Annotated in this window: 12 protein-coding genes; 1 reads left to right on the top strand and 11 read right to left on the bottom strand. The window is 34.8% G+C overall.

Annotation, left to right across the window (positions count from 1 at the left end; all coding sequences use genetic code 11):
• Nucleotides 1-79 precede the first annotated feature (79 nt).
• Nucleotides 80-964 carry a YicC/YloC family endoribonuclease gene (locus I2490_RS06885; protein ID WP_206459008.1) on the bottom strand — a complete coding sequence of 295 codons (885 nt, stop codon included), beginning with the start codon at nucleotides 962-964 and terminating at the stop codon, nucleotides 80-82.
• A 139-nt stretch (nucleotides 965-1,103) separates the two neighbouring features.
• Between I2490_RS06885 and I2490_RS06880 the strand changes: the two genes are divergently transcribed.
• Nucleotides 1,104-2,831, top strand: coding sequence for an Rqc2 family fibronectin-binding protein (locus tag I2490_RS06880; protein WP_206459007.1), 1,728 nt, complete (start codon nucleotides 1,104-1,106; stop codon nucleotides 2,829-2,831).
• A gap of 63 nt (nucleotides 2,832-2,894) precedes the next feature.
• Here I2490_RS06880 and I2490_RS06875 read toward each other — a convergent pair whose 3' ends face one another.
• The 10 genes from I2490_RS06875 to I2490_RS06830 all read right to left on the bottom strand — a co-directional run bounded on the left by I2490_RS06875 (nucleotide 2,895) and on the right by I2490_RS06830 (nucleotide 12,717).
• Complete coding sequence (locus I2490_RS06875) at nucleotides 2,895-4,715, bottom strand: LTA synthase family protein (RefSeq protein ID WP_206459006.1); 1,821 nt, start codon at nucleotides 4,713-4,715, stop codon at nucleotides 2,895-2,897.
• A 474-nt stretch (nucleotides 4,716-5,189) separates the two neighbouring features.
• Nucleotides 5,190-7,166, bottom strand: a complete 1,977-nt coding sequence (locus I2490_RS06870) for an ABC transporter permease (protein ID WP_206459005.1) — start codon at nucleotides 7,164-7,166, stop codon at nucleotides 5,190-5,192.
• Nucleotides 7,159-7,926: an ABC transporter ATP-binding protein gene (locus I2490_RS06865; protein WP_206459004.1), complete on the bottom strand. Its 768-nt coding sequence runs from the start codon at nucleotides 7,924-7,926 to the stop codon at nucleotides 7,159-7,161. The genes I2490_RS06870 and I2490_RS06865 overlap by 8 nt, the downstream gene beginning before the upstream one ends.
• A 136-nt stretch (nucleotides 7,927-8,062) precedes the next feature.
• Nucleotides 8,063-9,079, bottom strand: a complete 1,017-nt coding sequence (locus I2490_RS06860) for a sensor histidine kinase (RefSeq protein WP_206459003.1) — start codon at nucleotides 9,077-9,079, stop codon at nucleotides 8,063-8,065.
• Nucleotides 9,076-9,747 carry a response regulator transcription factor gene (locus I2490_RS06855; protein ID WP_206459002.1) on the bottom strand — a complete coding sequence of 224 codons (672 nt, stop codon included), beginning with the start codon at nucleotides 9,745-9,747 and terminating at the stop codon, nucleotides 9,076-9,078. Before I2490_RS06855 ends, I2490_RS06860 begins: the two co-directional genes overlap by 4 nt.
• A gap of 62 nt (nucleotides 9,748-9,809) precedes the next feature.
• The gene (locus I2490_RS06850) at nucleotides 9,810-10,433 is read right to left on the bottom strand and encodes a flavin reductase family protein (RefSeq protein WP_206459001.1); all 624 of its coding nucleotides are present in this window, start codon (nucleotides 10,431-10,433) and stop codon (nucleotides 9,810-9,812) included.
• Nucleotides 10,434-10,438: 5 nt separating this feature from the next.
• Nucleotides 10,439-11,374 carry an RluA family pseudouridine synthase gene (locus I2490_RS06845; RefSeq protein ID WP_206459000.1) on the bottom strand — a complete coding sequence of 312 codons (936 nt, stop codon included), beginning with the start codon at nucleotides 11,372-11,374 and terminating at the stop codon, nucleotides 10,439-10,441.
• A complete protein-coding gene (gene lspA / locus I2490_RS06840) occupies nucleotides 11,371-11,856 on the bottom strand; it encodes a signal peptidase II (protein ID WP_206458999.1) in 486 nt (161 codons plus the stop codon). The genes I2490_RS06845 and lspA overlap by 4 nt, the downstream gene beginning before the upstream one ends.
• Complete coding sequence (locus I2490_RS06835) at nucleotides 11,857-12,423, bottom strand: DivIVA domain-containing protein (RefSeq protein WP_206458998.1); 567 nt, start codon at nucleotides 12,421-12,423, stop codon at nucleotides 11,857-11,859. It abuts the gene before it with no gap.
• Nucleotides 12,424-12,438: 15 nt separating this feature from the next.
• On the bottom strand, nucleotides 12,439-12,717 hold the full coding sequence (locus tag I2490_RS06830; protein ID WP_206458997.1) for a YggT family protein: 279 nt from the start codon (nucleotides 12,715-12,717) through the stop codon (nucleotides 12,439-12,441).
• Nucleotides 12,718-12,727 lie beyond the last annotated feature (10 nt).

The raw sequence follows: 12,727 nt of genomic DNA, 5'->3' as shown, positions 1-12,727 counted from the left end.
TCAGTTCTTTTTAATTACTTTTCATATGAATATATAGAATACTCCATTTCATATCTTTTTGCAAGCAAAATCTTTATATTTATTCAATATTTTGTACCTGCTCACGAATTTTTTCAATTTCACTTTTAATATCTAATACGGTATTGGTAATTTGAATGTCATTGGCTTTTGAACCAATTGTGTTTGCTTCTCGATTCATCTCTTGAACCAAAAAGTCTAATTTTTTGCCATCCGGCTGATTACTTTTCGATAATATACTTTTCAATTGTAGAATATGGCTATCTAAACGAACCAATTCTTCCGTCACACTGCATTTATCTGCAAAAATTGCAGCTTCTAACAGAATTCGATCTTCCGGAATCGTAACGTTATTTCCAATCAACTCTTTAATTCTTTCACGTAATTTTTCCGTATATGTCGTAGCTACCTCTGGTGAACGTAGTTCAATGCTTTTTACCATCTCACGAATAAAATCACCACGTTTTTCGATATCTTCTGCTAGCTTTTCACCTTCAATTACACGCATCTCATTCAACTTTTGTACCGCTTCCTTCACCGGAACAGAGAAACTTTTTACGAGTTCCTCCTCATCCTCAAGATGAGGTACGGCCTTCATAACATCCGGCAAAGTTGCTAAAAATTGCAATGTTATCTCACCAGCAAGATCGAAATCATTTTTCAACTCCTTCAGATTATCATAATATTGTTTTGCCATCATTGTATTTAGTCTTACATTGGTATCATTTTCCGTTACATTTTCTACCATGATGGAAACATCAATTTTTCCACGTCTTGCAATGTTTTTTACAATTGCCTTTAATCTCTCTTCTGCAAAAGAATAACGTCGAGGCATTTTCATGGTTACATCACAATATCGATGATTTACCGACTTTATTTCTACGATTATGTTCCTTTTTCCATCAGCATATTCGCTTCTTCCGAAGCCTGTCATACTTTTTATCATAAGAGCCTACCCTTCTCACATAATTTGCTGTATCCCGTGTTAAAACTTAATGCAATTCAACTACCGTTTTTATGAAATTCATGTTATCATTGTATATTATACTACTTACGAAAAAAATAATCTATAAGGAGTTTCTTCTATGAGCTTTGACGGCTTCGTTACGGGTGCAGTCGCCCGCCAATTAAATCAGACCTTAAGTGGTGCAAAAATTGAAAAAATTTATCAACCGGAAACGGATGAGTTATTATTTCATATTCATTCCAAAAAAGAAAAATATAAATTATATCTATCTTCAAACAGCAGCCATCCTCGTATTCATTTTATTGAGGAAGCAACAAACAATCCAGCAAATCCTTCCGGATTTTGCATGCTGCTTAGAAAGCATTTGCAAGGAGGCCGTATTGCATCCATAGAGCAGAGGGATTCCGAACGTTTGATTGAAATATCGGTAGATACACTCAACGAACTTGGTTTTTCCGTCAATAAAAAATTGATTATCGAAATCATGGGAAAACACAGCAATATCATTTTAGTTGATTTAACTTCGAATCGAATTATCGACAGTATCAAACGTGTCTCCATTGATGTCAATCGTTACCGACAGATTCTACCGGGACAACCATATGTATACCCCCCTTCTCAGGAAAAGATATGTGCTTATACAATAACAGAAGAGAAATTGTCTTCCATTTTAGAACATCGAAAATCAAAGATGGCAAAACACTTAATGAATCATATTCAAGGCATTAGTCCTGTACTTGCAGAAGAAATTTGTTATCGTGCAGGTGCCGCAAACGATTTGGAAGCAGAAACACTTACTCCAAAAGAACTTGCCCCCGTATTCCGTAATTTAGTCGAAATACAGGAAAATGGAAACATCACACCAGTCGTGTATCTCAATCAAGAAGGCTCTCCGCAGGACTTTCATATTTATACATTGTCTGATTTCCAAGAGACAATGGAAAGCAAGTTTTTTGTAAATGTGAGTGAAGCAATCTCCTATTATTATTCACATAAAGCTTCCTCAAATCGCATCCGTCAAAAATCTTCCGATCTTGAGCGAACAATAAGCGGACAGCTTGATAAACTTTACCTAAAAAAACAGCGTCTTTGTGAGGACATCATAAAAGCAGAAAATTCCGACATCTATCGTCTATATGGAGAATTGCTGACAGCGAATCTTCATACCATCGAAAATGGTTGTGAACAAGCTACAGTTCTCAATTATTATGACAACCAACCATTGTCCATTCCACTAGATCCACGTTTTTCCGCTTCAAAAAATGCACAAAGATATTATAAAAAATATGGGAAAGCAAAGACTGCCATTCGAGAGAAAAATATACAATTAGAAGAAACCAATACAGATATTCAATATTTGGAATCTGTTTTAACCTATGTAAATAATGCAGTTACTTTCGAGGAAATTGAAGAAATCCTGCAAGAACTGATAGAAGGAAATTATTTAAGGAAAAGAAAAAATAATTATAAAGAAAAAAAGAAAAAGCCTGCACCTTATTCTTATACCACAAGTGACGGATTTCGAATATTAGTAGGAAGAAACAACAAAGAAAACGATTATCTTACATTAAAAGTAGCCGATCGAAAAGACTATTGGTTTCATACCAAAGACATTCCCGGTTCACACGTAATCGTGTTCACAGAAGGAAAAGAAATTACTGAGACTGCTATTTTAGAAGCATCTGCCTTAGCTGCATATTATAGCAAAGGTAGACAATCCGAAAATGTTCCTGTTGACTATACAAAGATAAAATTTGTAAAAAAACCTTCCGGAGCAAAACCTGGCATGGTCATTTTTACAGACAATCATACCATCTACGTAAATCCGAAAGAGTTAAATTCTTAAATAAAAATTTTCTATAAAAAGCAATGGATATCCGATATCGGATATCCATTGCTTTTTTATGCTCTATTGTGTCACAGACTCCTGTGTTGACTCCATGTTACTTTCCTGCGAAGAAGCCGGCTGTGAGGAATCCGGATCTTCTGTTTCTTGCATAGTATCTTGAGACTCTTCCATATTATCTTCCTCTTGCTCTACAGATGGCCCAAGTCCTTCCGGCAAACCATTTGGCCCTATCACAATCGGTTCCTGATAATCAATTCCATCCTCAGTTTCGATCGCATCTTGTGAGGTAGCCTCTGAGGTTGAGTCTATATTTTCTTGTTCTGGCGACGTAGGTTCTAACGGTTGTACTTCTTCCGGTATTGTGGTTGCTTTCTCTGAAGGAGCGGTCACTGCTACCCCCTCTGTCGGCTTATTAATTGAACTCGGATCTTTCACAGAAGAAGGCCGTTTCAGCATTCCTTGCATCTGACCAATGGAATCATTTTTTAAATAAGATTGAGAACGAGTAATCAATTGAGCGGCCCGTAAAGAATCTACACGAAATTCTTCTAAGTCTAATTGTCTTCCTGTTTTAATATTCCATGCCCTTCCATTTTCAAAAACACCATCCTTAGACATGACATAAAAAACATCATCCTTTACAAACGATCCCTTAGGGAAATAGATCCCTTCTGCAACAAATCCATTTTTCGCAGTCATAAGATTTTGTCCCAAATACAAAGTATCTAAGGATTCAAATCCCATTAAATATGCAATGGTAGGCAGAAAATCAAGTTGTCCACCTGAAATGCTTATTGTCTGTTTTACATCTTCGCCGGGGATATGAATAATCAAAGGAATTTTAGCCATTTCATCTACATCATATTCTTTTCCTAAAAGCTTTGTCATCGATTTTTGAATATCCGGGTCACCTGCAGTCAATCCAAAATGATCTCCGTAAATCGCAATCACTGAATTTTCATAAAGACCAGTCTGCTTTAGTTCTTCAATAAATTCTCCAATGCATTTATCAGTAAAACGTGCACTGTTTAAATAATTATAAACTAAGGTTCCCTCATCCCCTTTTTTTGGAGGAATCGGCTCTTCTCCATTTGGAAGCGGAAATGGATGGTGGTTGCTCAACGTAACTAAAAAGGAATAAAACGGCTGCTTCATTTTCTGAATATATGCTGTTGATTGCTTGAAAAAATCGTCATCACGAATTCCGAAACCCAACACTTCATTAAATTCAAAATCTTCTTCGCTATAAAACGTATCAAATCCTAAAGACGGGTATGCCCCAACTCGATTCCAAAACTCTTTTTTATATCCATGAAATGCTGCAACATCATAACCCTTCTCAGAAAGTAAAACAGGAAGTCCCCTGTAATGATTGTTATCATAAAGAGCATACGTACAATATTCCTCAGCTCCATATAAAGAGTTATTTGTTGCAAATTCTGCGTCGGAAGTATTACCCATAGCAACCTGCATGTAATAGTTATCAAAGTAAATACTGTCATCCTCAACAAGCTTGTTAAGGTTTGGAGTAATCTCTACGCCATTATACTCTCTTCCAATTAAGAAATTTTGAAAAGACTCTACTTGAATGACAATTAAATTTTTACCTTCTGCAACACCATAAAGAGGTCCGTCAATTGATTTCTCATATGCAAAATCTTGACTGCTGGCTAAAACAGCATCTGTATTTCCAAAAAAATAATTCACAATATCCTTAACATGATATGAAAAAAATTCTTGATTACTAATGGATTTGCTCATAGTGCTCACTGAAGATGTGCCTACTAAAATGGCAATTAATATAATTGATAGGAGACCTTTTGTAAGTCTCTTTCCCCAAAATTGATTCCACTTTATTTTTAATGTTTTATTTTCTTTCACTGAATTTCCTCCGTTTTTACGGTTTTTTTAATAATCGTATCACATATATCTTATTTATTTTCTATGCAAGTGTCAATGCTTTGTTACTTCATGACATTAAATTGATTAATTATTACAAAAATGTAAAATTTTGTTGATTTTTGGTATTATGAATTTTATTATAATAATAGCTTCCTTAAAATAAAAAATACTGATTTAAATCGATAGAAAGGTTTATCGTATGGAAAAAGAAAAAAATCTAACACATCGTGTCAAGCATCTATCGAAAACAAAAGCTTGCACTTTATGCGGTAATCAAGCTACTGAGACACAATTTAAAGGTCACTCCGTTTGCTGCCGCTGTCTAGAATTCGTTAAAACTAATTTTTAATCGAAACTTCTCGTATTTGGTTCCCCAACCGATTTATTTTTTGGAAGCAAAAAACAAAGCACTTCATTATAAAAAATGAAGTGCTTTGTTGAAAATCCTATTACCTAATTTACAATTCTATAATATTCCTTTGCTGTCATCCAATATACAATTCCATAAATCATGGAAAAAATCAAAATAGTGATTACTGTACAGCTTACAAACAACATCGTATTTGTTAAATTAAACAATAACAGCAATTTGGAAATCATAGGGAAAGCAAACATCACATGAATCACTGCCACAATAAGCGGAAGAAAGAACACAGTCATTACTTGACTCCGAATGGAACGTCGAACTTCTCTCTTACTCATTCCCACCTTCTGCATGATCTGAAAACGATTTCGATCTTCATAACCCTCTGAAATTTGCTTATAATAAATAATCAAAACCGTTGCCATTAAAAACAGCACTGATAAAAAACATCCTATAAACAAAAGTCCGCCGAAGATTGACATATAATCTAACCCAGCACTCCAACGAGTCAAAATATAAGCTGAGCTATCCGCACTCTTTAAGATTTCATCTAATTCAGCGATAAAATGATCTCTTTCTGTCTTTTTTCCCGAAAAATCAAATGCCACATAGCTCTCTATTTCTCCTTCATGTGAAAACTGCTTGGATATTTTCTCCGAAAGTGAGTGAAAGGTCTCTTTATTCGGTAAAATGATGTAATAAGTTTTGTATATACCTGCCATGTCTAACCCTTGATAGGAAAAATTCGAATCAACTTCTCTTACCTTGTAAGTATCTCCTAACATTGAAAATTGGTCTGCTTCGTAAGCACCGCCTTCCGAATCAATCAAAACCTCATCATTATTCAATGTCACATTCTTCTTTTCCATTCGGTTATAATCATCTAAGTTTAAAAAAAATAGCTGACGATTTACATGTTTTATATCTGTTCCGGAAAAATCCGTACCTTCTTGTCTTGTAGAAAATATAAAATAGTCAAAAGCTGCAAGATTTTTTATTTTAGAAGGTATTTCCGTATCACTATTTTGAATTAACTCCACGATTTTTTCTGCATTACCGGTCTCAAGTCCTTCCTCGTACCCTTTATCATTTATTTGTACTTCTTGCGGATATTGTTGCAATAAAATATCTGCTTGACCGGAATAAAGACATACCGTAGTTGATAACATAACCAAAACCATAGTGGATAGAATACAAATATTTGCAAGTCCAGCTGCATTCTGTTTCATCCGATAAATCATTCCGGAAATTCCAACAAAATGTTTTGTTTGGTAATAGTATTTCTTATTTTTCCTTGCTCCCTTTAAAACTGCAATACTACCCGCAATAAACAAAGCATATGTTCCAATGATAACTAAGATGACCGCAACAAAAAACCAAATCAAGGCTTCCAACGGCGATTCAATACTCAGGGCCATCCCATATCCTGTTCCAAGAGTAAGAATACCAATCAGAGTAATCAACCATTTTGTCTTCGGTTCACGTTCGCCTACCTGATCACTTTGCAACAAAGAAATCGGGTTTGCAAGGTGAATTTGTCCTAAATTGAAAAGGAGCATTAATATAAATACCGCACCAAATAAACTTATAGTTTTATAAACTGCTCCAAGCTCAATTGCAAATTGAACGGCTGATGAAAAACTTAACATTTTTAGTAGAATTAAAAATAAAAGCTTACTTATTACAATCCCGCTAACGAGTCCACAAAATATGCAAAAGAAATACAAGATACCAGTTTCATAAAATAAAATTTTCCCTATATGCTTTTTACCCATACCTAAAATATTATATAAACCAAGCTCTCTTTTCCTCTGCTTCATCAAAAATTGATTGGTATAAAATAAAAAGATAGCGGAAAAAAATCCAACAACAAAAATTCCCAATGATAATATACCTTTTAATTGCATCCCACCATAAATTTCACTTAATCCTTGATTTGCATGAATAGAGCATAGGATATAAAACATCGTAATTGCACCGGTTACGGCCAATCCAAAAGGAACATATAGTTTCGCATTTTTCTTCATATTCGACAAGGCTAGTTTGGGATAAAATAATTTATTCAATCTGGCTACCCCCTGTCGCAATTAAAATTAAGGTGTTGGAAATTTTTTCATACATTTGTTCACTCGACATGGATGCTCTGTAGATTTGATGAAACACTTCTCCGTCCTTGATAAAAATAACGCGCTTTGCGTGACTTGCCGCCTTAGTGCTATGTGTTACCATCAAAATAGTCTGTCCAGCTTCGTTAATGTCTGAAAAAAGCTTTAATAAATGATCACTTGCCTTTGAATCCAATGCACCAGTCGGTTCGTCAGCAAGTACCAGCTGCGGATTTGTAATTAAAGCTCGTGCTACAGCTGCTCTTTGTTTTTGTCCTCCGGACACCTCATAAGGATATTTCTTTAAAATATCTAAAATACCCAATTTCTTTGCAATCGGTAAAAGAGCATTTTTCATTTCCCCATAACTTTTACCTGCTAATACCAAAGGAAGAAAAATATTATCTTCCAAAGAAAAAGTATCTAATAAGTTAAAATCCTGAAAAACAAACCCAAGATTTTTTCTGCGGTAAGCAGAAATTTCACTTTCCTTAATCAAAACCGTATTTTTTCCGTTCAATAATACTTCCCCTGAAGTAGGTTTATCCAACGATGCTACTATGTTCAGCAACGTCGTTTTTCCCGATCCTGATTCCCCCATGATAGCTACATATTCTCCTTCTTCAACGGAAAAACTTACATTAGTAAGTGCTTGCACTTGATTTGCTCCGAACCGTGTCGTATACACTTTCTTTAAATTATTTACCTCTAACAATGACATTTTTTCTCCTCCGTTTTTATTCTCAATACCTTTTGATAAGTATAGTATAAAAAAAAGATAAAACTCATGCCATTGATTTGGCTTACATTTTATCTTCCAACCTTTCATTTTTGCAAGGTTTATAAAAATATGAATCCTACTCCACTTCAAGCTGATTTACTGCTAAATCTAAAAAAATCTTTGTTCCTTTATCAACCTCAGATTCGATTCGAATTTTATGAGAAAGATTTTCCAAAATTTGACGGCACAAATATAGCCCTAGACCACTTGCTTTTTTATGCATTCTTCCATTGTATCCCGTAAATCCCTGCTCAAAAACACGAGGTAAATCCTCTGCACAAATTCCAATTCCGGTATCTTCAATCACTAAATTCTTTTCAGCACTTTTATCCATATAAATACGAATTTGCCCTTCATTTGTATACTTCAATGCATTCGATAAAAGTTGCTCAATTACAAAACAGAGCCATTTTTCATCCGTCAATACCGTTTCATTGAGTGGCTCAAGAAGAATATGAATCCGTTTATAAATAAATACTGACGCGTATTTTTTAACGGCTTGTCTCACAATCTTTTCAAGATCATACTCTGCCAAAAGCAAATCAGACGACATACTTTCCATACGAAGATATTGTAATACCATATCAGCGTATTGCTCAATTTTAAACAATTCCTGCCGCAGTGAAGCGTTTCTTGATGAATCCTCCGACTGTAAAAGAAGGCTCATTGCTGTAATAGGTGTTTTAATCTGATGTGCCCATAAAGTATAATAATCTACCATGTCTTTTCTCGCACCAGCAAAGCTTGATTCAACCGTTTTTTTTCTGAAAGAGAGTTCGGTTAAAAGACATTGATAATCTTGTTCAAGCGTCGATTTTGCTTCAGGAAGGCGATCCAAATCTACGTCAATGATTCTTCTTAATTCAAATAATAATTTATGCTTTTTATATACATGAAAAAGTTCATATATGAAAAAAAGACTCCCTAAAAAAGCACAAAGCAATGCAGCATAACCAACTGCCTCAATCGGAAGTTCATATAAAAAAAATATCGTTGCGAAAATTATACAAAAAATTCCATATAATAAAATATTTCTTGCATGCTCTTTTAAATAAAAAAGCACGAAGTAAAGAAAGCTCTTTTCCTTTCTCATTCAATCAAATACCCAATGCCTTTCTTTGTTTTTATAAAATCGATTAATCCGATTTCTTCTATTTTTTTTCGAATTCTAGTAATATTTACGGTTAATGTATTATCATCGACAAAATTATCATCTTCCCAGAGTCTTGTCATTATACTATCTCTGGAAACAACGGTTCCTGCTTTTTCAAATAATATTTGCAATATTTTAAAATCGTTTTTTGTCAGCTCGATTTTTTCATTTTTATAGGTTAAAGTTGCATTCCCTATATTTAAGATAACGCCTTTATGCTCCATGACATTGACTTGCCCGGATAAAGAATAGCTTCGACGCATCAAAGCTTGGATTTTTGCAGTGACCACGCTTAAATCAAACGGTTTGGCAATGAAATCATCAGCTCCCATATTCATAGCCATAACGATGTTCATATTATCTGCAGCAGAAGAAAGAAAAACAATGGGTACACTGGATATTCTTCGGATTTCCGTACACCAATGATAACCATTTAAAAAAGGCAAGGAAATGTCCATCAATACCATTTGTGGATTATAATTGATAAATTTTGTCAGTACTTCTTTAAAATCCATCACATAGTCCACCTCATAACCCCATTTTGATAAATGATCCTTCAGAGTATTTGCAATCACAAAATCATCCTCAACAATTAAAATACGATACATATATCCTCCCTGAAATTTCATTAAAAACAAAGAAAGATATGGTCTTCTCCATATCTTCTCTCCTATCTTCTTTTTTGATATTTTGAAGCCGCTTTCTCTAAGTTTCTTCGTTTTTGGGTTTTCTTTTTCATAATCGAATAGCCAAAACTTCCAAGCGGTTTTTTACCAATCCCAAAATATTCTCCATGACTGTAGCAAATTAATCCTGCTTTTTCTAACTGAAAACGTCCTTTTTCATTTATAAGAGAATCCTCCGCATGAACCGCAACAATTTCTGCTAAAAACATATCGTGTGAAGGAAAGCTTAAAATCTCCTTTACCTTACATTCCAAATTTACAGGGGACTCTTCCACCAATGGACACTTTACTATCTCTCCTTTTATTGGAGTCAATGCCATTTCCTTAAACTTGTCAACATCACGGCCGGACTTCACCCCACAATAATCCGTTTGTTTTACCAATTTCTCCGTGGTTAAGTTGATTACAAACTCTCCCTCTTCGGAAATAATTGCATGGGAATGTCTTGATTTTCGTACAGAAATATATGCCATCGGCGGTTCTGAATTAATAATTCCTGTCCATGCCACAGTAATCAAGTTCCATTTTTCAGGCACAGCACCACATGATACCAAAACCACAGGCACAGGATTTAACATAGTACCTGGTTTAAATAATACTTTACCCATTCTATTTACCTATTGCGCTTTCTCAATTTTTCTAATATATTTTTAAATTCTTCCGGCAATTCACTTTCAAATTCCATGTATTTCCCTGTCGTAGGATGCACAAAGCCCAAAACCTTTGCATGAAGCATCTGAGAAGTGATGCCAAAAATTTTTTTCTTCGGCCCATATACTTCATCTCCTAAAAGTGGGTGCTTCTTATAAGCCATATGCACACGAATCTGATGAGTTCGACCTGTTTCTAACCTTGCTTCAATATAAGTAAAGTCACCAAATCGTTCCAATACTTTATAATGCGTCACAGCACGTTTTGAATTTTGTGTAGTAACAGCCATTCTTAATCGATTTTTTGGATCTCTTCCAATCGGCGCATCAATCGTTCCTTCATCCTCTGAAAAATTGTGATATACGATTGCCCGATAAGCCCGTGTTATACTATGCTCCGATAATTGTTTCGTCAATGCATTATGTGCAACATCATTTTTCGCAACCATAAGAAGTCCGCTTGTATCTTTATCAATCCGATGTACAATTCCCGGTCGGATTACACCGTTAATTCCGGATAAATTGGTACAATGATAAAGCAAAGCATTTACAAGTGTACCATCGGTATTTCCTGCTGCAGGATGTACAACCATACCTTTTGGTTTGTTTACAACCAAAACATCGTTGTCCTCGTAAACAATATCTATATCAATATCTTGTGCTTCTACTTCCAATGCTTTTGGCTCAGGGAGCAATATAGAAATAAAATCGCCTATTTTTGTCTTATACTTTTTGGAGGTTTGCACTTGTCCATTTACCGATACTTGCCCCTCTTCAATTAACTTCTGTATATGATTTCTGGAAGCATCAACCAGTAAATTTGAAAGAACTGCATCCATTCGAAAACCGGATTGTTCTTCTTTTATTTCAAAATGATTGGTTGTATTTTGTTCTGTCATTCTTCTTCATCCTCACCACGCATTGCCTGTGTTTTTTTATGCAAACGCGGTTCCCAATATAAAATAAAAAAACTAAATAAAATGCATCCGCAAACGACAGCAATGTCCGCAACATTAAATATAGGCCAAATTCGAAAATCAAAAAAGTCAACAACATAACCAGCTATTGCGCGATCAAGAAAATTGCCGACGCCGCCTCCAATGATAAGTGCAACACTTACTAAAAATAGAGGGTGTCCCGTTTCTCTTTTCCATATTAAATATGCAAACATGCATAAAATAACAAGACCGGTTACCGATAGCAAAAACGTTTGATGATTTTCTAAAATTCGAAATGCAGCTCCATAATTGTGAATATAAGTAAAGTGAAAAATACCATCAATAATCGGGATGGTATGATTCAATTCCATATTCACCTGTATCAAGTATTTTGTAAGTTGATCCAATGCAACTACAGCTACGATAATAATAATATAATACAACTAGCGTTTTTCTCCTATTCTTAGATTCGTTATAGTCTTAAAATCTTTTACGCTTTCTTCGTCCTTAAAAATTTCACCTTTTGTAATTTCTTGAAGTTCCTCCATATTTTCATCTGCAAAAATTTCGGAACTCAATATATCAAATTTTTGTAATTCGGACTCCAATAGAGTTTTATAACGCGTACGAAAAATACTCAATCGACTTTTTAATGACTGAGATTCTTCCGTTAGGCGTTCTACCGATTCCTTTGCTTCTCTTAAAATTAATTCTGCATCCAATTCTGCATTTTTTACAAGAATGTGTGCTCTCTTTTCTGCACTGGCAGAGATGTCCCTCATGAGAGATTTGGCAGCTTCTAATGTCTCCAGTACTGCACTCTCTGACTTTTTATGCGTCTCTAAATCTGCAGTTAAGCTTTTGATTTGCTCTTTCAATTTATCATTTTGTTCAATCAAATTTTCCAGATCTAAGGTGATTAAATCCAAAAAACCATCCACTTCTTCTTCCTTGTAACCGCGTACACCCTTACTAAACACTTTGTTTTGAATATCCAGTGGAGTTATCATAGCAAACCTCCCCGATTAAAATAATAGTAATAATTTGTATAAAACGCTTTCAAGTAACTGCAAGGCAATAATCGCAACCAGGGGAGAAAAATCTATGCCTGTACGATATGCTAAGCCTGACGTTAATTGTCGAAAAGGATTGACAATCGGTTCCGTTAAACCATGCAAACTGCAATAGATGCGATAAAAGTTACTTCCCGGTCTTACAAACCAACTCATCAAAGCTTCTACAACAATAAGAGTAATTACAATCTCAATAAAAAAGCTAATTGCTCTTGCTAAAACATATGTCATCGACTACCCC

The sequence above is a fragment of the Anaerovorax sp. IOR16 genome (assembly GCF_017168145.1).
Classification (GTDB): domain Bacteria; phylum Bacillota; class Clostridia; order Peptostreptococcales; family Anaerovoracaceae; genus IOR16.
The sequence above is the reverse complement of the archived record's forward strand: the minus strand, read 5'-3'. Positions and strand labels throughout refer to the sequence as shown.

Coding starts and splice junctions, on each gene's coding strand:
- I2490_RS06885 (WP_206459008.1), bottom strand. CDS start 964: ATGATAAAAAGTATGACAGGCTTCGGAAGAAGCGAATATGCTGATGGA.
- I2490_RS06835 (WP_206458998.1), bottom strand. CDS start 12,423: ATGATAACTCCACTGGATATTCAAAACAAAGTGTTTAGTAAGGGTGTA.
- I2490_RS06855 (WP_206459002.1), bottom strand. CDS start 9,747: ATGTATCGTATTTTAATTGTTGAGGATGATTTTGTGATTGCAAATACT.
- I2490_RS06845 (WP_206459000.1), bottom strand. CDS start 11,374: ATGACAGAACAAAATACAACCAATCATTTTGAAATAAAAGAAGAACAA.
- I2490_RS06880 (WP_206459007.1), top strand. CDS start 1,104: ATGAGCTTTGACGGCTTCGTTACGGGTGCAGTCGCCCGCCAATTAAAT.
- I2490_RS06865 (WP_206459004.1), bottom strand. CDS start 7,926: ATGTCATTGTTAGAGGTAAATAATTTAAAGAAAGTGTATACGACACGG.
- I2490_RS06860 (WP_206459003.1), bottom strand. CDS start 9,079: ATGAGAAAGGAAAAGAGCTTTCTTTACTTCGTGCTTTTTTATTTAAAA.
- I2490_RS06830 (WP_206458997.1), bottom strand. CDS start 12,717: ATGACATATGTTTTAGCAAGAGCAATTAGCTTTTTTATTGAGATTGTA.
- I2490_RS06850 (WP_206459001.1), bottom strand. CDS start 10,433: ATGGGTAAAGTATTATTTAAACCAGGTACTATGTTAAATCCTGTGCCT.